19 protein-coding genes are annotated in these 21,364 nt (G+C 44.0%); 18 read left to right on the forward strand and 1 reads right to left on the reverse strand.

All coding sequences use genetic code 11. The annotated features are described in order from the left end of the window. Nucleotides 1–15: 15 nt before the first annotated feature. From AB5217_RS05430 to AB5217_RS05485, 12 genes are read left to right on the forward strand one after another with little or no spacing between them, the layout of a single operon-like run. Nucleotides 16–1,014: a beta-ketoacyl synthase chain length factor gene (locus AB5217_RS05430; RefSeq protein WP_032844035.1), complete on the forward strand. Its 999-nt coding sequence runs from the start codon at nucleotides 16–18 to the stop codon at nucleotides 1,012–1,014. Then, on the forward strand, nucleotides 1,011–1,688 hold the full coding sequence (locus AB5217_RS05435; protein WP_004297286.1) for a polysaccharide deacetylase family protein: 678 nt from the start codon (nucleotides 1,011–1,013) through the stop codon (nucleotides 1,686–1,688). Before AB5217_RS05430 ends, AB5217_RS05435 begins: the two co-directional genes overlap by 4 nt. A gap of 13 nt (nucleotides 1,689–1,701) precedes the next feature. Beyond that, on the forward strand, nucleotides 1,702–2,337 hold the full coding sequence (locus tag AB5217_RS05440; protein ID WP_004323602.1) for a LolA family protein: 636 nt from the start codon (nucleotides 1,702–1,704) through the stop codon (nucleotides 2,335–2,337). Next, on the forward strand, nucleotides 2,312–2,872 hold the full coding sequence (locus AB5217_RS05445; protein WP_070782607.1) for a hypothetical protein: 561 nt from the start codon (nucleotides 2,312–2,314) through the stop codon (nucleotides 2,870–2,872). Before AB5217_RS05440 ends, AB5217_RS05445 begins: the two co-directional genes overlap by 26 nt. Nucleotides 2,873–2,875: 3 nt before the next feature. Continuing rightward, complete coding sequence (locus tag AB5217_RS05450; protein WP_032844038.1) at nucleotides 2,876–3,310, forward strand: 3-hydroxylacyl-ACP dehydratase; 435 nt, start codon at nucleotides 2,876–2,878, stop codon at nucleotides 3,308–3,310. Then, nucleotides 3,307–4,497, forward strand: coding sequence for a DUF2062 domain-containing protein (locus AB5217_RS05455; protein ID WP_008776725.1), 1,191 nt, complete (start codon nucleotides 3,307–3,309; stop codon nucleotides 4,495–4,497). The genes AB5217_RS05450 and AB5217_RS05455 overlap by 4 nt, the downstream gene beginning before the upstream one ends. Next, nucleotides 4,494–8,351, forward strand: a complete 3,858-nt coding sequence (locus AB5217_RS05460; RefSeq protein WP_032844040.1) for a trifunctional MMPL family transporter/lysophospholipid acyltransferase/class I SAM-dependent methyltransferase — start codon at nucleotides 4,494–4,496, stop codon at nucleotides 8,349–8,351. The genes AB5217_RS05455 and AB5217_RS05460 overlap by 4 nt, the downstream gene beginning before the upstream one ends. Nucleotide 8,352: 1 nt before the next feature. Further along, nucleotides 8,353–9,843, forward strand: coding sequence for a phytoene desaturase family protein (locus AB5217_RS05465; protein ID WP_032844042.1), 1,491 nt, complete (start codon nucleotides 8,353–8,355; stop codon nucleotides 9,841–9,843). Continuing rightward, nucleotides 9,836–11,533, forward strand: a complete 1,698-nt coding sequence (locus AB5217_RS05470) for a C45 family autoproteolytic acyltransferase/hydolase (RefSeq protein ID WP_032844043.1) — start codon at nucleotides 9,836–9,838, stop codon at nucleotides 11,531–11,533. Before AB5217_RS05465 ends, AB5217_RS05470 begins: the two co-directional genes overlap by 8 nt. Beyond that, nucleotides 11,517–12,812: a phenylacetate--CoA ligase family protein gene (locus AB5217_RS05475; RefSeq protein WP_032844045.1), complete on the forward strand. Its 1,296-nt coding sequence runs from the start codon at nucleotides 11,517–11,519 to the stop codon at nucleotides 12,810–12,812. Before AB5217_RS05470 ends, AB5217_RS05475 begins: the two co-directional genes overlap by 17 nt. 56 nt (nucleotides 12,813–12,868) lie before the next feature. Continuing rightward, on the forward strand, nucleotides 12,869–13,438 hold the full coding sequence (locus AB5217_RS05480; RefSeq protein ID WP_004311052.1) for a hypothetical protein: 570 nt from the start codon (nucleotides 12,869–12,871) through the stop codon (nucleotides 13,436–13,438). A gap of 17 nt (nucleotides 13,439–13,455) precedes the next feature. Further along, entirely contained in the window at nucleotides 13,456–14,196 is a 741-nt protein-coding gene (locus tag AB5217_RS05485; protein WP_032844047.1) for a hypothetical protein, read from the forward strand. A gap of 277 nt (nucleotides 14,197–14,473) precedes the next feature. Here the strand turns inward: AB5217_RS05485 and AB5217_RS05490 are convergent, their stop codons facing one another. Further along, entirely contained in the window at nucleotides 14,474–15,334 is an 861-nt protein-coding gene (locus AB5217_RS05490; RefSeq protein ID WP_004297274.1) for a phosphodiester glycosidase family protein, read from the reverse strand. Nucleotides 15,335–15,597: 263 nt separating this feature from the next. Here AB5217_RS05490 and AB5217_RS05495 point away from each other — a divergent pair, with 263 nt between their 5' ends. The 6 genes from AB5217_RS05495 to AB5217_RS05520 all read left to right on the forward strand — a co-directional run bounded on the left by AB5217_RS05495 (nucleotide 15,598) and on the right by AB5217_RS05520 (nucleotide 21,355). Further along, nucleotides 15,598–15,819 carry a DUF3791 domain-containing protein gene (locus AB5217_RS05495; protein WP_004305471.1) on the forward strand — a complete coding sequence of 74 codons (222 nt, stop codon included), beginning with the start codon at nucleotides 15,598–15,600 and terminating at the stop codon, nucleotides 15,817–15,819. Beyond that, a complete protein-coding gene (locus AB5217_RS05500; RefSeq protein WP_004323594.1) occupies nucleotides 15,819–16,298 on the forward strand; it encodes a DUF3990 domain-containing protein in 480 nt (159 codons plus the stop codon). Before AB5217_RS05495 ends, AB5217_RS05500 begins: the two co-directional genes overlap by 1 nt. Then, nucleotides 16,295–16,525 carry a hypothetical protein gene (locus AB5217_RS05505; protein ID WP_004297270.1) on the forward strand — a complete coding sequence of 77 codons (231 nt, stop codon included), beginning with the start codon at nucleotides 16,295–16,297 and terminating at the stop codon, nucleotides 16,523–16,525. Before AB5217_RS05500 ends, AB5217_RS05505 begins: the two co-directional genes overlap by 4 nt. Nucleotides 16,526–16,730: 205 nt before the next feature. Next, a complete protein-coding gene (gene recJ, locus AB5217_RS05510; protein WP_004305474.1) occupies nucleotides 16,731–18,449 on the forward strand; it encodes a single-stranded-DNA-specific exonuclease RecJ in 1,719 nt (572 codons plus the stop codon). Then, nucleotides 18,442–20,352 (forward strand): ATP-dependent DNA helicase RecQ, encoded by a 1,911-nt coding sequence (locus AB5217_RS05515; protein WP_004324713.1) that lies wholly within the window; start codon nucleotides 18,442–18,444, stop codon nucleotides 20,350–20,352. Before recJ ends, AB5217_RS05515 begins: the two co-directional genes overlap by 8 nt. Before the next feature lie 40 nt (nucleotides 20,353–20,392). Then, nucleotides 20,393–21,355: a tetratricopeptide repeat protein gene (locus AB5217_RS05520; RefSeq protein WP_004297267.1), complete on the forward strand. Its 963-nt coding sequence runs from the start codon at nucleotides 20,393–20,395 to the stop codon at nucleotides 21,353–21,355. The last annotated feature ends 9 nt before the right edge of the window (nucleotides 21,356–21,364 follow it).

Consider the following 21,364-nt stretch of genomic DNA (forward strand, 5'->3'; position numbering starts at 1 on the left):
TAAGTATTTAAGCCTATGCAGCCAGTTTATATTCAACGCATCGCTTCCATTCATCCGCCAAAGGATCATTCACCAGGAAATAATCGCCCTTATCTTCAGGCTTGCGAACCCGATTATAAGGATATTATCACCAATGCGACCTTGCGCAGACGCATGAGCCGTATCGTAAAAATGGGGGTGGCTTGCGGATTGGAATGTATGGGTGAACTATCTCCTGAAAAGATACAAGGAATCATCACAGCAACAGGATTGGGCTGCTTGACAGATACGGAAAAATTCCTGAACAACCTATTGGATAATGAAGAGCGGATGCTGAATCCTACTCCTTTTATCCAGTCGACATTCAATACAATCGGTGCACAAATAGCTCTGATTCATCAAATACATGCCTACAACATGACTTATGTCCACCGTGGTCTTAGTTTTGAAAGTGCTTTATTGGACGCTATGATGAAAATAGGAGAAGGAAGCGAGAATATACTTGTGGGAGCCATCGATGAAATGACAGAAACCAGTTACACGATTCAGCAACGGCTGGGAGTGCTGAAAGGGATAGCAGCCGGAGAAGGTGCTCAATTCTTCCTGTTAAGTCGGGAAGCCGGAGAGCATCCGTTGGCTGAAATACAGGGAATCGAAACTTTCATAGGGAAACAGACTACAGAAGAAATCAGCTCCCGAATCATCCGTTTTTTGCAACGAAATGGTTTAGAATGTCAGGATATTCAGTGGTTGGTTACCGGGAAAAACAAGAAGCCACACAATCAAGATGACTCTCACGAGCAAACTGTTGACAATGGCAACTCTATTTATGAAGAGCTTGAAACAAACCTTTTCCCGGAAAGTGTTCATCTTAGTTTTAAGAATGAATGTGGTGAATATCCTACCGCAACATCGTATGCGGTATGGAAAGCAGTGAACGAATCGGCCAACGGCACTACCTCGACCCATATATTGATTTATAATCATCACCACTCCATCAATCATTCATTGATTCTAATCCGGAAAAGCGTATGATAATCGTTTGCCTCCTTCTTTGCTTGCTCTTGCTCCTGTCTTTTCTCGTTTATGCCTCTTATAGCATTCAATCGGGAATTTACCTCCGGTCATTTTGCAAAAAGCATACTGCGGAAAAGATTGTCGCCCTGACTTTTGATGACGGCCCCGACTCCCTACAGACCCCCAAAGTTCTGCAGGTACTAAAAGAATATCAGGTAACCGCCTGTTTCTTCTGTATCGGTCATAAGGTAAAAGGGAATGAAGCAATCTTGCAAAAAATGGTGGCAGAAGGTCATCTGATTGGAAATCATTCGCATACCCATTCCGGTTTATTCCCGCTATACGGGCTCTCCAAGATGAAAAAAGACTTGCAAACTTGTCAGTGTGAACTAGAACGAGTAACTTCGCAGCCGGTTAGTTTGTTTCGTCCGCCGTTCGGTGTCACTAATCCAACGATTGCGAAAGCCGTTCGACAGTTAGGATATACCCCTATAGGATGGAGCATCCGTACACTGGATACACAACAAGCACCGGATAAAGTCCTTGCCAGGATTCGGAAACATCTTGAACCGGGAGCCATTATTCTGTTGCACGACCGGATGCCTGACAGCGACCAGCTAGTGAAACAAATCTTGGATTTGCTGAAAGAACAAGGATATACCGTTGTCCGTCCGGACAAACTATTGGCATAAAATAAAAAAAGGTATGAGAACTTTATTAATATATTTATCGCTTTTCTTCTTGTCAATAGCCTCTATCCATGCCCAGAGCATGAAAAAGATGGCGCAAAAGACAGAGTTTGAAAGCCGCCTGGCAAAGGAGGCGCAAACCGTAGAGTCCATCGAAAGCGATTTCACCCAAGTGAAATATCTCGATGTATTCGATGAGAAGGTTACTTCCAAAGGGAAGTTCTACTACCAGAAGACCCATAAAATCTGCATGGAATATTTCCGCCCGATGGATTATCTCATCGTGATAAACGGCAGTAAGCTCAAAATCGTTTCGGATGGCAAGAAAAGTATCATGAATCTTAGTTCGAACAAAATGATGGCACAGATGCAGGATATGCTGACCGCGTGTATGATAGGCGACCTGTCTAAAATGTCGTCCAACTACCTGCTGGAGTATTTTGAAGACGCACGATACTATCTGGTTAAAATAAAACCGACCAACAAAGCGGTACAAGCCTATATTGCCGGTATAGAAATCTATCTGGACAAGAAAGATATGTCGGTACACAAACTCCGTCTGTCCGAAACAGCCACAAACTATACAGAATACGAATTCTATAATAAAAAGTTCAACTCCCTGAAGAATGAGACGAAGTTTGCGATTCGTTAGTCTGATGGTTCTGCTGTTCTTATGGATACAGATCCAGACTTCCTGCTCTCCACGGATGAGCGGGGAAGGAAGTACTGTGCTCCCCGCTATCGAACTAACACAAGGAGAAAGCTCGCAAAAATACAATATCCAACTGGATTTCATGAAACATCACATGAGCGGTATGCTAATAGTACGCCGTATGCCTGATAACGAAATCCGGATCGTAGCGTCTACCTACTTCGGACTAAGCCTTTTCGATTTTTCTCTTCGCAACGATCAGTTTACTGTCAACAGTTGCATTGAACCCATGAAAAAGGAAAAGGTGCTGAAACTTCTGGAGATGGATTTCAGACGTCTGTTCTTAAGTGGGAAAGATATTCGTGTGAAAACGACTAAAGACAGTGCTACTGAAAAAAGAACCAGTGGAAAAGGCTTTGGAAAGTCAGTGGTCTACATCACTGGCAATACTCCGGGCGATCCCGCACAAATAAAAATCAAACATCCGTGGATTCGGTTAACGATCCGTCTGGACAAACTATCTAAAGAGATTTAATATATGCTACTTGATAACTTCTATACCATCCTTTCCTCCGAATCATCGGACTCAACGATCTGGACTATCCAAGTAAAGTTGAATCCCGGGCATCCTGTTTATCAGGGACATTTCCCCGGACATCCGGTAGTTCCGGGAGTTTGCCTGTTACAACTTATCAAGGAATGTGTAGAAGACATTCGCCAGCAAAAATTGCAAGTAACACAAGTGTCTTCCTGCAAGTTTCTTTCGGCTATCAATCCTATAGAAACACCGCACATTTCGGTGGCACTGACTTTTAAAGAGACAGAAGAAAGTACACTTCAGCTGCAAGCGGAAGGGACTGTAAAGAAGGATGCTGTAAAAAAGAGTACAGTGAAAGAGAGCACTGTAGAAGAAAATACCGTAAAGAACGAATGTTTCATCAAACTAAAAGCTGCACTTACCCCGACAGTATGAAGGAACAAATAAGTACAGCCTATTGGCACGAGAAGTTGAAACAATTAGGGATCATCGTTATCATCCCAAGTTACAACAATGGAAAGACACTGGCGGACGTCATAGAAAGTGTACGTTTCTACGCCCCCGATATCCTTGTTGTCAACGACGGTTCTACAGATGAAACTGCCGAAATACTTAGCCGGGAATCTAACTTACATACCATCACCCACCCTGTCAATCAAGGAAAAGGAGTAGCTTTGAGACATGGACTATCCTTTGCCAAAAAGCAAGGATTCCGGTATGCTATCACCATTGATTCTGACGGACAGCATTTCGCTTCGGATATCCCTGCATTGATCGAAGCCATAGAAAAAGAACCGGACACATTATTGGTAGGTGCCCGTAACCTCGCCTCGGACAATATGCCGGGAAAGAATACATTTGCCAATAAGTTTTCCAACTTCTGGTTTACCCTCGAAACAGGTATCAAACTGCAAGATACTCAATCCGGCTACCGCCTGTACCCCATCCAACGAATGAATGTGGACAAGTGGTATTACACCGCCAAATACGAATTTGAGCTGGAAGCACTTGTCTTTGCAGCCTGGGGAGGCATTACCGTTAAAAACATTCCGGTACATGTTTATTATCCGCCACAGGAAGAGCGAGTTTCTCATTTCCGACCGTTCCGCGATTTCACTCGTATCAGTATCCTGAACACAGTACTGGTGCTCGTCACTTTCCTTTGGATCATCCCCCGGAACTTCTTCCGTAAACTGACCTGGAAGAACTGCAAGCAGTTTTTCTCGGATCATGTCACCCACTCCCCCGAATCTAATCTGCGGATCACGGCTGCCATCACACTCGGCGTATTCATGGGGATCGTTCCGGTATGGGGATATCAAATGCTAATCACGTTATTTCTGGCACATTTGTTCAGACTGAATAAGGTCATAGCTATTGTAGCAGCCAATATCAGTATCCCTCCGATGATTCCATTTTTGCTGTACGGCAGTTACGTAACCGGTTGCAAAGTGCTGGGAGATCCTGTCAATCTGCATTTAAACGAACTTTCTTTTGAAAATGTAAAATCAGTCATAGAGCAATATTTAATAGGAAGTGTTATCTTTGCAGTCGGTTGCAGCATACTGGCAGGAACCATCGCGTTCATTCTGCTCACGGCGTGTAGGAAAAAAAAGATATGACCCAGTTTTTTATCGGACTATATGATTATTTCGAGAGGCACAAGATTCTGTTCTATTTGTCACTCATCAGTTGTGTCCTGTTAATGGGATTCTTTGCCCTGCAAGTAAGGTTCGAAGAGAACATCACACAATTTTTCCCCGACACTAAAGATTCCCAGAACACAATCAAAGTGTTCGACAATCTCAAGATTAAGGATAAGATTATCATTATGTTATCCTCGGCAGATACCTGCCACCGCGTAGAACCCGACTCCCTGATAGAAGCAGCCGGACAACTGCAACAAACCCTGACTGAAAAAGCCGGAGGAAAACTGATTAAAGGAATTTTCGCACAGGTAGACCAAAGCCTCATCCAAGGAGCCACAGACTTCGTTTATGAACATCTTCCGCTTTTCCTGACAGATACGGACTATCAACGCTTCGATTCCTTACTGACGGATAAAGGGATACAGGCTGTCATGCAAAAGAATTATACCAATCTCCTCTCTCCTGCCGGAATTGCATTAAGAAGCTATATTCTCCGGGACCCGCTCGGACTGGGAAGCGAAACCCTGAAACATTTGCAAGATTTCCAGTTGGAAGCCAACTACGAGATTTATGACGAACATATCTTCTCCAAAGACGGTTCCACCTTACTTATGTTCATTACCCCGGTATTCAGTACAGGCAGCACCGGAAAGAACGACGAACTGATAAAGATACTCGAAGAAGAGCTCAAGCACGTACAGGGAGAATCTCCTACCATTCGAGCTGAATATTTCGGCGGTCCCTCCGTGGGAGTCTACAACGCCCGTCAGATTAAGAAAGATACCATCCTGACTTCCTCTCTGGCACTGCTTATCATCATTGTATTTATCTCACTCGTTTTTAAACGAAAGAGATCGATACCGTTGATTATTACTCCGGTACTGTTCGGAGGATTATTCGCCCTGTTTCTCATTTTCTTTATCAAAGGAAGTATCTCCGCCATTGCAGTGGGAGCCGGTTCGGCAGTGATGGGCATTGCACTAAGCTATTCCATTCACATGCTGGCACACCAGAACCATGTTTCCACCGTTCAACAACTTATTAAAGAGATAGCCTATCCGCTTACGGTAGGTAGTTTCACCACCATCGGCGCATTTCTGGGATTGATATTCACCAGTTCCGATCTGTTACGCGACTTCGGATTGTTTGCCTCTCTGGCATTGGTGGGCACTACCCTCTTCTGCCTCATTTACCTGCCTCATTTTCTGAAAGGACAGGCAGACGTCAAACAGGGACGCATACTACGCATCATCGAGAAAATAAACGCTTATTCTTACGAAAAGAATAAATGGCTGGTAGGCGGCATCCTCCTCATTACAGTAATCTGTTTGTTTACTTCGCAAAAGGTGGGCTTCAACAACGATATGATGAGTCTCAACTATGAGCCCCGCCATCTCCAACAATCAGAAGAAAAATTACTGCAACTCTTCGACAACGACGAAAAGACCGTGCTTTTTGTCAGTGTGGGAAAAGACATGAATCAGGCTACCGAAACTTATGCAACAACCAATCAGAAGTTATCGGCACTGAAAGAGCAGGGACTCATCAAAGAGTATGCCTCCGCCTCACAGTTTCTGATCTCTCCGCAAGAGCAGCAAAAACGCCTGAAGAAATGGAAAGATTACTGGACGGATGAAAAACAGCAACAAGTCCGTGAACAGTTGGAAACAGTTGCCGCCGAATATCGTTTCCGCCCGGGAAGCTTCGAACCTTTTTATCAATGGATGAACCAGCCTTTCGGTGAATATCATTACACCGCGCAAGGAGACGATTTATCCGGCAAGCTATTAAATGAATGGCAAACCTCTGCCGATTCCATCACCATGCTTATCAGCCAGATACGGATCAGCGAACCGAATAAGGAAGCTGTGTACCAGAACTTTAATAAAGACCCGAATGTAGTCATCTTCGACCGTTCCTATTTTGCCAACAAATGGGTATCGGCCATCAATGACGACTTTTACCTGATTCTGTACATCTCTTCTTTCCTCATATTCTTTGCACTATGGTTCTCCTACGGACGTATCGAACTTACCCTGATGAGCTTTCTCCCGATGCTAATCAGCTGGGTAATCATCTTGGGATTGATGGGAATTCTGGGGATTGAGTTCAATATTATCAACATCATCCTGTCCACCTTTATCTTTGGCATTGGAGATGACTTCAGTATCTTCATTATGGACGGGCTACAAAACAAATACCGTACAGGTCAGAAGGTGTTGAATTCCCATAAAACGGCTATCTTCTTCTCCGCCTTCACCACAGTGGTCGGTATGGGAGCACTTGTGTTTGCCAAACACCCGGCTTTGCAATCCATTTCCCTGATTTCCATTCTGGGTATGATAGCAGTAGTACTGGTGGCCTATACCATTCAGCCACTCATTTTCCGGTTCTTCATCGCAGGCCCCGCTTCCAAAGGATTACCGCCTTATACACTTATCGGATTGATACGTACCGTGTTGCTCTTCCTGCTTTTCTTTATCGGCTGCATCGTCCTCCGTATATTGATTATTCTGCTTTATCCGGTGCCTGTGCGCAAAAGCAGCAAGCAGCGTTTGGTGTGCCGCCTGATACAAATCACCTGCAAAGGAATTCTGCTACTGGCCACCGCCGTCAAAAAAGAGCACATCAACAAAACCAACGAACGCTTTGAGCAGCCGGCAATTATTATTGCTAACCACCAGTCGTTCATCGATATTCTGGTATTGCTGTCTCTGTCGTCCAAAATCCTGATGGTGACTAACCACTGGGTATGGCATTCCCCTTTCTTTGGGGCAATCATCCGTTATGTTGATTTCTATTATATAGGCGAAGGATACGAGCAATACATGGAACGAATGCGGAAAAAAGTGAAGGAGGGCTACTCCATCGCCATTTTCCCGGAAGGCACACGTACCTATAACGGAAAGATGAAACGTTTCCACAAAGGAGCATTCTATCTGGCAGAAGCATTGAAACTGGATATTCTCCCGATCCTGCTTTACGGTAATAACAAAATCATTGCCAAAGCACAACCTTTCAATATCCGGAAAGGAATCATCTATACGGAAATACTTCCCCGTATACCATTAGACGAACTGTCTTTCGGAAATACTTACCAGGAGCGTACCAAACGCATATCCGCTTACATGAAAGAAGTTTATGCCCGTATCTGCCGTGAACAGAACACGACGAACAATCCTGCATTCTACGAAGCTCTTATCCAAAACTATATCTATAAAGGTCCCGTCATAGAATGGTATATCCGTATCAAAGTAAAAATGGAAAAGAATTACCGGCTATTCAACCGGTTGATTCCCGTCCAAGGGCAAATCACAGACATCGGTTGCGGCTTCGGCCCGTTATGCTATATGCTGTCTCTGCTTTCCGAGGACCGGGAAATCCTGGGTATTGATTACGATGAAGACAAGATAGGGCTGGCGCAGCACGGATGGTTACGCAACGAGCATCTCCAGTTCAAGCATGGCAATGCATTGGAATATCCTCTGCCGGAAAGTGATGTCTTTATCCTGAACGACATGCTTCACTATATGAGCTACGAACATCAACAAACCCTATTGTTGAAATGTGCCGGTCGCTTACGTTCACAAGGAATGATTATCATACGCGACGGAAATTCAGCCAACGCTTCCAAGCACCGGTTAACCCGGTTCACGGAATTGCTATCCACCCGTATTTTCAACTTCAACCGGACGACCGGAGAGCTGTATTTCACCACTGAAACCCAATTACGGGAAATAGCAGTCGCCTGTGGAATGGCTGTCGAAATCATTCCTAATGACAAATATACATCAAACACCATTTACATATTTAGAAAACCGAACTAGTATGAGCAAATATGACATCATCATTATCGGCAGCGGCCTTGGCGGACTGGAATGCGGAGCGATTCTTAGCAAAGAGGGATTCAACGTATGCGTAGTAGAAAAAAATGCGCAATTCGGCGGATGCTTCCAGACTTACCAACGAAAAGGGCATCTGTTGGATACGGGTATTCATTATGTAGGAAGCCTGGATGAGGGTCAAGTGATGAACCAGTATTTCCGCTATTTCGGTATCATGGACAAGCTGAAAATAAAACGCTTGGACGATGCTGCTTTTGATACGATCTACTATAAAGGAAAAACATACGATTATGCAATGGGATACCCGCAGTTTATTGAAACCATCTGCCGTTCCTTCCCGCATGAGAAAGAAAACTTGAAATGCTATGCCGAACAGCTTCAAGCTGTCGGAAACCTGATTAGCGTAGACCACCTGAAACAAGGCACACTCGCTTTGGAGGGTATGAAATACTTTTGTACCTCTGCCGCCCACCTGATTGCGGATATCACTCCGGACCCCGCCTTACGAAATGTACTGGCAGGTTCAGCTTTACTCTACGGAGGTTTGAAAGATGTCTCCACTTTCTACCAGCATGCCATGATTAATCACTCCTATATTGAAGGCGCCTACCGTTTTGTAGACGGAAGTATGCAAGTCAGTCTGGAGCTAATCAATGTAATCCGGGCAAATGGAGGGACCGTGCTCAATAACAGTGAAGTCACCCGCATCATCGTTGAAAACGAAAAGGTACAAGGGGTTATCATCAACGGGGAAGAGCGACTGGAAAGCGACTTCGTCATCTCCAATATGCATCCCCAACGGACATTGGAGATACTGGATAAAAACCGTAGCATCAAGAATGCCTATATTTCCCGCATCCGTTCGTTGGAAAACACCTACGGCATCTTTACGCTCTACCTGATAATGAAGAAAAGAAGCACTCCCTATCAGAACCGCAACCTGTATCTGCATGCGAACAATAAAGTGTGGTATGACAAACTGCTCTATCCGGGACGGACCACCAACTGTATGATTTCCATGCAAGCGTCTTCCGAGGACAGTCAATATGCCAGTGTCATTTCCATCCTGACACCGATGTATATAGATGAACTGTCCGCCTGGAAGGACACGACTCCCGAACATCGGGGAGAAGACTATCAATCCTTCAAAAAGGAGAAAGCAAAACAGATTCTCCGCTTCATCCGGGGACATGGCATTGATCTTTCAGAAAACATAGAAGAGATGTATGCCACTACTCCATTAAGCTATCGGGACTATACAGGAACAGTGGATGGTTCCGCGTATGGGATCATCAAAGATTATAAATGTCCGCAAATTGGTTTCGTATCTACAAGAAGCCGCTTGGGAAATCTCTTTCTCACCGGTCAAAACCTGAATGTGCATGGTGCATTAGGGGTAACACTAACTGCCATGCTGACTTGTGCGGAGTTTGTAGGACAAGAATATCTGGCTAAAAAAGTAGGAAATGCATAGAATAGTCAAAAAGACACTCCAATACACGGGCTTCCTTTTCCTGTCGCTCATCGTTCTATTGATAGCCGGAATCAGCTATCTCTACTTTTCTGCAGATATGCAAACGCCCAAACATGAGCAAAGCATGACCACAGACAAAGTGATTGATATAGACAGTCTCCACCTCCGGTATTATGGAGATAACTTTCTCCGGCACAGCGACAGCGGCTTATGGGAATTATTTGTGAAAGGGGATGCTTTCCAGAGAGGAGAAGCTATCGGGAAACTGTCTTCCGACCTGCTCCACTATCAAGAGAAAGTGTTCGTGGATCAGATTCGTGAGATTGTTCCTTCAGACAGTTATCTGAAATTCCTCCGGTTCTTCATTGTATTATTCAACCGTAATCTGGGTGAGAACGTCCTCGAAGAATACCGCGACGAGATCTACGGAATCTCGCTATCATGTACGCATGAATACGACTTCATCGGCACTCCTTACGAACGCCAGTTGAATTACCATTCGGCACACGACCTGGGACATGCCATGCAAGATTATATGTTAGTGGGATGCAGTTCGTTCGCCACTTGGGGAACACAAAGTGCAGATTCATCCCTGCTGATTGGACGTAACTTCGATTTCTACGTTGGAGATGCCTTCGCAGAGAACAAGCAGGTGGCTTTTTATGTACCGGAGCAAGGATACAGGTTTGCTTCTGTGGGATGGCCGGGTATGATAGGAGTGTTATCCGGCATGAACGAGACAGGTCTTACCGTGACAATTAATGCTGCCAAATCTGCTGTCCCGACAGGTTCCGCCACCCCCATTTCCATCCTGACCAGAGAGATTCTGCAATATGCAGCCACTATTGATGAAGCCTTTGCCATCGCCAAAAAACGGGAAACATTCGTCTCCGAATCCATATTGATAGGTTCTGCCAAAGATGGCAAAGCCGCGATTATCGAGAAATCTCCGGAGAAAACTGTGCTTTTCACCGGAAAAGAAGCCAATCGGCTCATCTGCACCAACCATTACCAATCGGAAGAATTCAGCAAGGACGAACGAAACATGGAAAATATCCGCACTTCCGACAGCCCATACCGTTTTGCACGATTAACGGAACTCATTAATGAGGATCTTCCGATCGATGTCTCCAAAGCCGCCTCTATCCTGCGTGACCACAAAGGCCTGCAAAACACAGACCTGGGACTGGCCAACGAAATGGCCATCAATCAGTTTATTGCCCATCATTCCGTCATCTTCCAACCGGAGAAACGGCTGATGTGGGTATCGACCTCTCCCTGGCAATGTGGGAAATACGTAACCTATGACCTGAATAAGATATTCAAAGACACGATTGATTGGCAACACGAAATATACAGTTCCGACCTGACCATTCCGGAAGATAAATTCATCGACACACCGGAGTTCCAGCATCTTCTCACGTATAAGAAACTGACTCCGCTTTTATTGAAGAAAATCAGAAAAAAGGAACAGATAGAGGAATCTGTTTTAAAAACATACCAAGCCTCCAATCCTTCCCTATACTATGTATATGAAGTAATAGGAGATTACTACGAGGCCATGCAGCAATCTAAACAGGCCATTGCATACTGGCAACAGGCATTGAAGAAATCCATTCCCAAGTTGCAAGAGAAAGAACGTATCCAACAGAAAATTCAAAAACAATCCAAAGATGGAAAAGAATCCTGAAATTCAGTTCCGCTCACCGGAAGATATCAAAAGCTATCAGGAAGAACAGTTAGCCAAAGTGTTAGCCTACCTGCAAGCACATTCCAAGTTCTATCAACAGATGTTTGCCGAACATCACATTGATATCAATCAAATAAAGACGATTGAAGACTTGCAACAGATCCCCGTCACTACCAAGACGGACCTGCAACTCCATAACGATGATTTCATCTGCGTAGACAAAGAGGAAATTATCGACTATGTGACGACTTCGGGCACATTGGGAGATCCGGTCACTTTCGTTCTCACCTCTGAAGACCTGGACCGTCTTTCTTACAACGAATACTTATCTTTCACCACCACCGGATGCACCAAGCAAGATATTCTTCAATTGATGACTACCATCGACCGCCGTTTCATGGCAGGCTTGGCATATTATATGGGAGCCCGCGAACTGGGTATGGGAGTGATCCGTGTAGGCAACGGCATCCCGGAACTGCAATGGGACACGATTCGACGGATACATCCGACTTGTGGAATGGTAGTCCCCTCTTTCCTTATCAAACTGATAGAGTTTGCCGAAAAGAACCATATCGACCATAATACCTGTTCCATGCAGAAGTGCATCTGCATCGGAGAAGCATTGCGCAATCAGGAATTCCAGTTGAATACGCTCGGACAGAAGATACACGATAAATGGCCTGCCTTGCAGTTGTATTCCACTTATGCCTCCACCGAAATGCAGTCGTCCTTTACCGAGTGTAATGAATTCCACGGAGGACATTTGCAACCGGAACTTATCATTGTAGAGTTTCTGGATGATAATAATCGTCCTGTGGAAGAGGGAGAAGCAGGGGAAGTGACGATCACGACGCTCGGAGTCAAAGGTATGCCGTTGCTCCGTTTCAAAACAGGCGATATTTGCTACCACCACACCGATCCCTGTGGTTGCGGGAGAAATACCATCCGCCTAAGCTCCATCCTCGGCCGGAAAGGACAAATGATTAAATACAAAGGAACGACGTTGTATCCGCCTGCATTATTCGACATTCTGGATAATATACCTTCGGTAAAAAACTATATCATTGAAGTTTATACCAATGAATTGGGAACGGATGAGATTCTGATTCGTATCGGAAGCGAGAACCGTAGCGAAGCCTTTGCCAAAGAGATTAAAGATCTGTTCCGTTCGAAAGTCAGAGTGGCGCCAAGCATCAATTTTGAATCGGCAGAGTACATTGCCAAGATACAAATGCCTCCAATGAGTCGAAAAACGATAAAATTCATTGATTTACGATAATTATTTTCTACTTTTGGAAGTTAGTAACCAACTATATCACTTTAACATTAACGTATATGAAAAAACTTATTCTATTCTTATTCTTGAGCACGAGCCTGTTCTGTTTCGGACAAGGCAAGAGTGCATTGAAAGACATTCAGTCTATTAAGTTCTATGGGGTAGACTACTCCCAAGTAAAAATTTTCGGTGCAGATGAATCACCGGCACAATTCAAAGATGCTTTCAGACGTATCAATGAACTGTTCATCACAGAAGCTAAGAAGTATAACGTAGGAAAACAATTGAAAAAAGAAGTGACAGAGATTTCACTGGATGCCGTTAATCAGGTGAACGAAAACATCGACCTGACCGAGCTAATGACTGCTAAAAGAGAATATACTCTTAGTAAAGAGCAAATCAAAGCAGCCATCAACGCATTGCCTATCCAGAAAACACCCGGAGTAGGTATGGTGTTTATCGCACAGTTCCTGGACAAATCAAACAATAGAGGAACGTATGAAGTCGTATTCTTCAATACCGAAACAAAGGAAATCATTGAAGAATGGATTACCGACGGCAAGGCACGTGGTTTCGGATTGCGCAACTATTGGGCAGGCTCTATCTATAGCGCACTCAAGAAACTATAAACAATAAAAATACAAGTATGAGAAAACTACTATTAGTACTGACCTTATTATTAAGTATCAGTACGTATGTCGCAGCACAGAATTACACAGAAGTAGTGTATTTAAAGAATGGCAGCATTATTAAAGGAGTAATCATTGAACAAGTGCCCAATGTCTCTTTAAAAATCAAAACAGGTGATGGCAGCCTCATCATCTGTCAGATGAGTGATGTGACTAAAATCACAAAAGAAGAGCGGTACACAAGAGATTATCGTAAGGATACCAACGACCGCAAAGCCGCAAGAAATACATTAAAAGGCTATAAGGGTTTCGTAGACTTTGCATATATTGGCGATGTGAGCGACTACAATGCCTCTAAAATTGAATTATCAACCACACATGGTTATCAATTCAACAATTATTTCTTTGTAGGTGGTGGCGTTGCTTTCAACTACTATACCGATGCAGATCTTTATGCAGCCCCCATCTATGCTAACTTCAGAGCTAACTTCATCAACAAAAAAGTGACTCCGTTCGCCGACGTAAAAGCCGGATATGCTGTAGGAGACATAGAAGGAGCGTATGCTTCAATAGGAGTAGGAGTACGTTTTTCTTTAAAAGGGAAAAAGGCCTTGAATTTAGCTTTGATGTATAACTTCCAAGATTATGACACCACAACGGATTATAGTTACAGCTATGGAGGGCATTATTATCATAACAGTTGGAATGATACATGGGAGTTACATGGAGTAGGAGCTAGATTCGGATTTGAATTCTAAGCCTGTTTGCAATACAGATAAATTTCTTACCCTACTATTGCTTTTCACTAATTAATTTTGTATCTTTAGTAATTTTCATCCTTTTGAGGATAGCTAGTCACCTTATAGAATGATAAATGTCACCCTATAAGGTGACATTCGTCTTTTTATAAAGTGCCCATTGTCCCGTTACAACAGGGCAACCACCCGACTGCATAAAAAGTCACTAGTTTCTGCACTGAAAAGTCTTAATCTATGCACTGAAAGACCTTAAATACAATGAAGAATAATGGAAACGTTATTGATGCGTTATATAAAGAATATTAGGAACTTTCCGTTCTCCGGCATGGTCAAACCGCCCATTGTCACAAGGATAATTAACGACTCCATTATCTGATGCACCGGACAACCAAAGAGTAGTAGATCCACCTCCATCCAAATTTAATGCATCCTCACCCCCTAAAACCCGGATCAGATGTGCCAATTCCGGGATATTCACTCCTCCTGCTTGTTCAGGAAAACGCCCGTCTACCGTTATCAACAGTATTTTTCCATCCTTAGTAGTAGCAACAGCACTACGAGGGTGCTTCGTCCGGATAAAATTCGGTTCACACGAGTTCCAATCACAAACCTGTCCGTCTTTCAACATTAACGGACCGGAAGCTAGTATCGTACCTGCTTTGCCTTTATAATTCTTTTCTATCTGTTTGTTCCAAGGAATTAATTTCATTCCCCTTTTGCGCACACTAATGGCTCCTGTGACACGCTGTTTAAACTCACTCTGCAGCGTTGTATCAATAACTTGGCGATCCGTCTTCAGGAAACAGACCGAGTTTCCCCGTTTCATGTCAAAATAGGAGCCATTAATGGCTGCAATGGCGTTATATTCAGAAGCAATCTTACTTGTTTCTTTCATTTTATCCGAAACGGCAACATCAACTTTCAAGCCTGCACCGGGATCAACTTCTATCAGACTAACAGACTGGGGTCCCTGATACAATCGGGGGATAGAAGCATACTTATAAATGAGTCCTTTTTGAGGACTTTCCACCTTCCATTGGGCAGATACGATTGCCAAAGAATCGGATGCGGTTTGCCCTTTCAATGTTCCGATAGAACATAAAATCAAGATAGCAATTAACAAGTTTCTTTTTATCATAGATAGAGAAATGAATCATTTAGGCCGCTAAAGCTAGTTAATAATCGCCATTCATCCAAAAATCCCTGTAACTTTCCGCTCGCTCCATTTTCTCTACCTCCCTTTTTTACTATCCAGATAATCCATATCTTCTGACTGCATCTAATTCAGAGTGAGCAACAGAGCTTTAAGTCAACTTTTAATAGCTTCTTATTTTTGATATTGCAGAGTTTTTCCTATCTTTGTTTTCGGAAGGTAATACAAATGAAGAAAGGAGAACCATGATGTCTCGCATAGAGAAAAACAAATTGAATTTTACTGTAGCTTTAATCGCAGAGTTCGCAGCGACTTATCAAATCAAGCAAAAACAGGCATTCAACTATTTGAATCGTTTTAAAGGCCTTGTTTTTTTACAAAAACACTATGAAGTAATGCACACACAATCTTTCGAAGATTCTATTGAAGCTTTATCAATGGTATGCCGTAGAAATGGAGGACAACTGTAATGAAGCTATACCATGGTTCAAATATGGAAATAGACAAGCCGGACCTATCTCGTTCAAAGCCCTTCAAAGACTTTGGCCAAGGATTTTATCTTTCTCCCGGTTATGAACAGGCACATGCCTTAGCCAAACAAAAAACCGATCAATTACAATCCGGAGAGCCATGTGTGACCATCTTCGAACTGGAAGATCAAATAATAAAGACTTCAGATCTGCAAATAAAAATATTCGATGATTACTGTGAAGAATGGGCACAGTTCGTTTTACTCAACCGCGACCGTAGCCATACACATCCTGCACACACTTACGATATAGTCATTGGTCCTATTGCCGACGACGGAGTAACCTATCAGTTACGTCGTTACAGCATGGGAGACATTTCAATGAGCAGATTGATTGAAGAACTAAAATATGCCAACGGGTTGACCATACAATATTACTTCGGCACTGAACATGCCCTTTCATACCTAAAGAAACTATGAAGCTGACGAATACACAAATAGAATGTATGATTGAAGATTTAAGTAGTGAAATCATACGGATACTCATGGAGGAATGGCAGTATAATATGACGCAAGCAATGGAAATCTACTACAATTCCGACACCTTTGAGCGTTTGAGTGATCCGACTACGGGACTTTATTACCAAAGTGCCGGTTACGTGTACGACTTTCTAAAAAAAGAACTGACCACAGGACAAGTTAGTTAGAATAGAGTTTCACACTTGCTTGTCAGCATCCCATATCTTTCACAAGTAAAAAAGCTACCTTTATCAAACCTCTGTTTTCTACAGCCTTGAAATATTTTCGTCTTATCTACTATACACTTCCGCTTTTTTTCGTACTTTTACCCCTTGTTGGAAAGAAGTGCCTTTTCAACCCTTGAGAACAGAAAAAGAAAAAACAATATATAAAATGAATCACAAATGGAATTATCGACCCATTACACCCGAACAGGCAGAGACAAGCCAGACATTGGCCCAGGAACTAGGGATTAGCCCGATACTTGGACAACTTTTGGTGCAGCGGGGAATTACAAAGGCAGCAGATGCCAAGAAGTTTTTCCGCCCGCAATTGCCCGACCTGCATGATCCGTTCCTGATGAAGGATATGGATATTGCAGTAGAACGTCTGAACAGGGCGATGGGAAAGAAAGAACGTATTCTAATTTATGGAGATTATGACGTAGACGGTACTACTGCCGTAGCATTGGTCTACAAGTTTATTCAACAGTTCTATTCGAACCTTGATTATTACATACCCGACCGATACAATGAAGGGTATGGCATTTCTAAAAAAGGAGTGGACTACGCCGCAGAAACCGGTGTAGGACTGATTATTGTACTCGATTGTGGAATTAAAGCAGTAGAAGAAATCACTTATGCCAAAGAGAAAGGGATTGATTTCATCATCTGCGATCATCATGTACCGGATGATGTGCTTCCGCCTGCCGTAGCTATTCTGAACGCCAAACGCCTGGACAATACGTACCCGTACACTCACCTTTCTGGTTGTGGAGTCGGTTTCAAGTTTATGCAGGCATTCGCTATCAGTAACGGTATCGAGTTCCACCACCTGATTCCTTTGCTGGATATTGTAGCTGTGAGTATTGCATCGGACATCGTTCCGATTATGGGTGAAAACCGTATCCTCGCCTACCACGGTCTGAAGCAACTGAACAGTAACCCGAGCATTGGTATGAAGGCTATTATCGACGTATGCGGACTTTCTGAAAAGGAAATCACCGTCAGTGATATTGTGTTTAAAATCGGACCGCGCATCAATGCATCAGGACGTATTCAAAACGGAAAAGAAGCCGTAGACCTGCTGACGGAAAAAGATTTCTCGATAGCGCTTGAGAAAGCCGGACAAATCAACCAGTACAACGAAACCCGGAAAGACCTCGACAAGAGTATGACGGAAGAGGCAAACAACATCGTTGCCAATCTGGAAGGATTAGCCGATCGCCGCTCCATCGTGCTCTACAACGAAGAATGGCACAAAGGAGTGATTGGTATCGTAGCTTCCCGTCTGACAGAAGTGTACTACCGCCCTGCCGTGGTACTGACCCGGACGGATGATATGGCAACAGGTTCCGCACGTTCAGTTTCCGGCTTCGACGTATATAAAGCAATCGAGCATTGCCGCGACCTGCTGGAAAACTTCGGGGGACATACATACGCCGCCGGACTGTCGATGAAAGTGGAAAACGTGAATGCCTTTACCAAACGATTCGAAGAATACGTTTCACAGCATATCTTACCGGAACAAACCAGTGCCGTTATCGAGATTGATGCTGAAATAGATTTCAGGGATATTTCATCCAAGTTCTTCAGCGACCTGAAAAAGTTTAATCCTTTCGGTCCTGATAACACGAAACCTATTTTCTGCACTCATCATGTTTATGATTACGGAACAAGTAAAGTGGTGGGACGCGATCAGGAACATATCAAACTCGAACTGGTCGATAATAAATCGAATAATGTAATGAACGGTATTGCGTTCGGACAGAGTTCGCACGTGCGCTATATCAAAACGAAACGTTCGTTCGACATCTGTTACACCATTGAAGAAAACACGCACAAGCGTGGTGAAGTACAACTTCAAATCGAGGATATAAAGCCGATTGAATAAGTATCAGGAGATATTAAAGCAATATTGGGGATATGACTCCTTCCGCGACTTGCAGGAGGAGATCATCACCAGTATCGGCGAAGGCAAAGATACACTGGGACTTATGCCGACCGGAGGCGGTAAGTCCATCACTTTTCAAGTGCCTGCTCTCGCCCAGGAAGGGATTTGCATTGTCATTACTCCTCTCATCGCCCTGATGAAAGATCAGGTGCAAAACCTGCGTAAACGCGGCATCAAGGCGCTTGCCATCTATTCAGGCATGACACGGCAGGAGATTCTCACTGCTCTTGAGAATTGCATCTTCGGTAATTATAAATTCCTCTATATTTCTCCGGAACGTCTGGACACGGACATATTCCGTACCAAACTGCGATCAATGAAAGTCTCCATGATTACGGTCGACGAAAGTCACTGTATCTCACAATGGGGATATGACTTCCGTCCTGCTTACCTGAAAATTGCCGAAATACGGACATTGCTACCGGGAATTCCGGTACTGGCACTTACGGCGACCGCCACTCCGGAAGTAGTGAAGGATATTCAAGCTCGCCTGGATTTCCGTGAAGAGAATGTTTTCCGCATGAGCTTCGAACGGAAAAACCTGGCGTATATCGTCCGGCAAACGGATAACAAAACTCAAGAGCTGTTGCATATCTTACGAAAGATACCCGGCAGCGCCATTATCTATGTCCGCAACAGACGACGCACCAAAGAAATCACCGAGTTACTGGTAAACGAAGATATTACCGCCGACTTCTATCACGCCGGACTGGATAATGCCGTAAAAGACCTCAGACAAAAACGCTGGCAAAGCGGAGAAGTTCGTGTAATGGTAGCTACAAACGCCTTTGGAATGGGGATTGATAAACCCGACGTGCGTATCGTATTGCATCTCGATCTCCCCGACTCTCTCGAAGCTTATTTCCAGGAGGCCGGTCGTGCAGGAAGGGATGGTGAAAAAGCGTATGCTGTAATCTTATACACCAAAACGGACAGAACGACGCTGCACAGGCGCGTTGTGGATACTTTCCCCGACAAGGAGTATATTCTCAATGTCTACGAACATTTGCAGTATTACTATCAGATGGCAATGGGCGACGGTTTCCAATGTGTCCGCGAGTTTAATCTGGAAGAGTTTTGCCGGAAGTTCAAATACTTCCCGGTTCCGGTAGACAGTGCACTGAAAATATTGACTCAAGCCGGCTATCTGGAATATACGGACGAACAGGATAATGCCTCTCGTATTCTTTTCACGATTCGCCGGGACGAACTATACAAATTGCGAGAAATGGGAACGGAAGCCGAAGCACTGATACAGACGATTCTCCGCTCTTACACCGGAGTATTCACCGACTATGCCTATATCAGCGAAGCAACCCTGTCCATACGTACCGGACTGACCCGCGAACAAATTTATAATATACTGGTCACGCTTACCAAACGTCGTATCGTGGATTACATTCCGCACAAAAAGACACCTTATATTATATACACCCGCGAACGGCAGGAACTTCGTTTTGTGCATATTCCTCCTTCCGTCTACGAAGAACGCAAAGCCCGGTATGAAGCCCGCATCAAAGCGATGGAAGAGTATGTCACTTCGGAGAATGTGTGCCGGAGCCGGATGCTGCTCCGTTACTTCGGAGAGAAGAACGAGCACAACTGCGGACAATGCGATGTTTGTCTTAGTCACCGTGCAACCGATGCCCTGACCGAGAATTCTTTCGATTTCGAGGAACTGAAAAAGAAAATATCAGAATTACTCACCCAGAAACCGCTGACACCAGTAGAAATAGCCGATAAGATAGAAGCGGAAAAAGAGAGCATCAGCGAAGTCATCCAATATTTATTGGAGGAAGGTGAATGGAAGATGCAGGATGGAATGATACATATTTCAAAATAAGTTACTACCTTTGCAAAGAGTAACTCAAAAATAACACACCATGCCGAACTTTTTTAAATCTTTCTTCTCCGGTAAGTCGGAAACTCCGGAAAGTGAAAAACAGAAAAACGATCAGAAAAATTTCGAGATTTTCAAATACGACGGTTTACGTGCGCAACGCATGGGACGTCCGGATTATGCAGTAAAATGTTTTATCGAAGCTCTTGCCATCAAGGAAGAGTTTGAAACAATGGGCTATCTTAGCCAACTCTACATCCAGATGGGGGAAACGGCAAAGGCCCGCGAGCTATTGGAAAAGATGGCTGCTATGGAACCTGACGTCACAAGCACTTTCCTGACACTGGCCAATGTATGCTTCATCCAGGAAGATTATCAGGCTATGGAAGAAGCTGCCAATAAAGCGATTGCCATCGAAGAAGGAAATGCCGTGGCTCATTATCTATTAGGGAAAGCCCGTAAGGGACAGGATGACGACCTGATGACTATTGCCCATCTCACCAAAGCAATCACTTTGAAAGATGATTTCATTGAAGCTCGCCTATTACGCGCGGAAGCATTGATGAACCTGAAACAGTATAAAGATATGATGGAAGATATAGATGCTGTGCTCGCCCAGAATCCGGAAGAAGAGACAGCCATGCTCCTGCGCGGAAAAGTGAAAGAAGCAGACGGCAAGGACGAAGAGGCAGAAGAAGATTACAAACTGGTGACGGAAATAAACCCGTTCAACGAACAGGCATACCTTTATTTAGGGCAACTTTATATCAACCAGAAAAAACTGACGGAAGCCATCGGCCTGTTTGATGAAGCCATCGAGCTGAATCCGAACTTTGCGGAAGCCTACAAAGAACGCGGACGTGCTAAATTACTGAATGGTGATAAGGACGGTTCGGTAGAGGACATGAAGAAATCTCTGGAATTGAATCCGAAAGAGGAAGCTGGTCTGAACGGAGAATTCAAGAACCTGGGACCAAAGCCTGAAGCACTTCCCGGCATCTTTTAAGTATCCTTT

This window comes from Bacteroides sp. MSSM.1001136sp1_RTP21357st2_D2_RTP21359_211015, assembly GCF_040913205.1.
GTDB lineage: Bacteria > Bacteroidota > Bacteroidia > Bacteroidales > Bacteroidaceae > Bacteroides > Bacteroides ovatus.

Coding starts and splice junctions, on each gene's coding strand:
- AB5217_RS05430 (WP_032844035.1), top strand. CDS start 16: ATGCAGCCAGTTTATATTCAACGCATCGCTTCCATTCATCCGCCAAAG.
- AB5217_RS05435 (WP_004297286.1), top strand. CDS start 1,011: ATGATAATCGTTTGCCTCCTTCTTTGCTTGCTCTTGCTCCTGTCTTTT.
- AB5217_RS05440 (WP_004323602.1), top strand. CDS start 1,702: ATGAGAACTTTATTAATATATTTATCGCTTTTCTTCTTGTCAATAGCC.
- AB5217_RS05445 (WP_070782607.1), top strand. CDS start 2,312: ATGAGACGAAGTTTGCGATTCGTTAGTCTGATGGTTCTGCTGTTCTTA.
- AB5217_RS05450 (WP_032844038.1), top strand. CDS start 2,876: ATGCTACTTGATAACTTCTATACCATCCTTTCCTCCGAATCATCGGAC.
- AB5217_RS05455 (WP_008776725.1), top strand. CDS start 3,307: ATGAAGGAACAAATAAGTACAGCCTATTGGCACGAGAAGTTGAAACAA.
- AB5217_RS05460 (WP_032844040.1), top strand. CDS start 4,494: ATGACCCAGTTTTTTATCGGACTATATGATTATTTCGAGAGGCACAAG.
- AB5217_RS05465 (WP_032844042.1), top strand. CDS start 8,353: ATGAGCAAATATGACATCATCATTATCGGCAGCGGCCTTGGCGGACTG.
- AB5217_RS05470 (WP_032844043.1), top strand. CDS start 9,836: ATGCATAGAATAGTCAAAAAGACACTCCAATACACGGGCTTCCTTTTC.
- AB5217_RS05475 (WP_032844045.1), top strand. CDS start 11,517: ATGGAAAAGAATCCTGAAATTCAGTTCCGCTCACCGGAAGATATCAAA.
- AB5217_RS05480 (WP_004311052.1), top strand. CDS start 12,869: ATGAAAAAACTTATTCTATTCTTATTCTTGAGCACGAGCCTGTTCTGT.
- AB5217_RS05485 (WP_032844047.1), top strand. CDS start 13,456: ATGAGAAAACTACTATTAGTACTGACCTTATTATTAAGTATCAGTACG.
- AB5217_RS05490 (WP_004297274.1), bottom strand. CDS start 15,334: ATGATAAAAAGAAACTTGTTAATTGCTATCTTGATTTTATGTTCTATC.
- AB5217_RS05495 (WP_004305471.1), top strand. CDS start 15,598: ATGTCTCGCATAGAGAAAAACAAATTGAATTTTACTGTAGCTTTAATC.
- AB5217_RS05500 (WP_004323594.1), top strand. CDS start 15,819: ATGAAGCTATACCATGGTTCAAATATGGAAATAGACAAGCCGGACCTA.
- AB5217_RS05505 (WP_004297270.1), top strand. CDS start 16,295: ATGAAGCTGACGAATACACAAATAGAATGTATGATTGAAGATTTAAGT.
- recJ (WP_004305474.1), top strand. CDS start 16,731: ATGAATCACAAATGGAATTATCGACCCATTACACCCGAACAGGCAGAG.
- AB5217_RS05520 (WP_004297267.1), top strand. CDS start 20,393: ATGCCGAACTTTTTTAAATCTTTCTTCTCCGGTAAGTCGGAAACTCCG.